The 1,524-nt window shown below is 40.1% G+C and carries 1 protein-coding gene; it reads left to right on the forward strand.

Annotated features, from left to right (window positions below):
• The first annotated feature begins 108 nt into the window (after window positions 1-108).
• Complete coding sequence (locus RDS42_RS14800) at window positions 109-1,332, forward strand: polysaccharide deacetylase family protein (protein ID WP_308784322.1); 1,224 nt, start codon at window positions 109-111, stop codon at window positions 1,330-1,332.
• The last annotated feature ends 192 nt before the right edge of the window (window positions 1,333-1,524 follow it).

The following is a 1,524-nucleotide window of genomic DNA, read 5'->3' on the forward strand; positions in this document are numbered from 1 at the left end:
TCTGATTTATTATCAACAAGCAAATATAAGGCAGGGTTGTATTTTTTTGTCGGTTATTGTATGATAGGGAAAGACACGGTGGTGTAAAAAATAAGAGGAGGAAAAAATATGCCAGGCGGCAATAAGCGGATTAATATTTTCCTGCTTTTGCTTACTGTCCTGCTCTGTTTTGGATGCGGCTATCTGTTTCGGCAGACAACAGCAGTTCCTTCAAAACTTAAGGATGAAACCATTGAACTTTTTACGGCAGATGATACGGGAGAGCTTTTGTCTCACAAAAGCGAAGCTCCGGAAGAAGAAAAGGCCTCTGCTCAGGTATCTCCTTTGCCTTCTGCAGCGCCTACAGCAACTCCGGTTTTGATCAAGGCATCTCCGGAAGCCAGCAGCGGTATCTGGACGTCAAGTGGAAGCAGTTGGATGTTTATGGTCAATGGTGCACCCTACACAGGATGGCTTACGGATACAGACGGAAAAAAATATTTTTTTGATTCGAATGGAATCATGCAGACCGGATGGGTAGAAGACAACGGAAAGCGTTATTTCATGGACCTGGATGGGATCATGCAGACTGGTATCATTACTACAGGCGGAAAAAGTTATGAACTCTTATCAGACGGATCATTAAAAGGCTATCAGCCGGAAAAGGAACAGAAAAAAGAAGTACAAAAAGATACAAAAGCTTCAAAACAGACAAAAACATCAAAAGAAAAGCCTGTAAAAAAGGAAAAGAAATATGTTGCACTGACTTTTGATGACGGACCGAGTTCTTTTACAGACAGACTGCTGGATTGTCTGGAAAAAAATAAGGCAAAAGCTACCTTTTTTATGGTGGGAAAAGAGATTGAATATTTTTCTGATGAAGTAAAACGAATGAAAAAGTTAGGCTGTGAACTGGGAAATCATACATATTCTCATGCAGATCTTACCGGATTGTCACCAGAGGATATATCTTCGGAAATTGGTGCGGTTGACAATCTCCTTATGGAACTTACAGGACAGGGAGCGTCAGTTGTACGTCCTCCATATGGTTCTGTCAATTCAACTGTAAAATCTGTTGTTGGAACACCTATGATCCTGTGGTCTATAGATACTCTGGACTGGAAAAGCCAGGATCCTCAGGAAATTGCAGAAATTGTACGTTCTCAGACTGAGGATGGATCGATCATCCTGCTGCATGATATTTTCAGTACATCTGTAGATGCCGCAGAAATTTTCATTCCGGAAATGATCAAAGAAGGCTACCAGTTTGTAACAGTTCATGAACTTGCAAAGATAAATGGAATCGAATTGCAGACAGGGACAACCTACAGTGATCTGAAAAAACAGTCCTGAAAATTCATGTGAGGCGCAGAGTTCTCTGTGCCTCAGTTTTTATGAAAACGGAAAAATGAAATTTGAACAGCAGAGGGAAAATTTCTGCAATTGTGCACAGAAAAGAAAAATCTTTACTTTTATAAATTAATGTGATATTATATATCTCAACGAAATATGTTTATGCACCTGTAGCTCAGTGGATAGAGCAGT

The sequence above is a fragment of the uncultured Blautia sp. genome, assembly GCF_902497045.1.
In the GTDB taxonomy this organism is placed as follows: Bacteria; Bacillota; Clostridia; order Lachnospirales; family Lachnospiraceae; genus Blautia_A.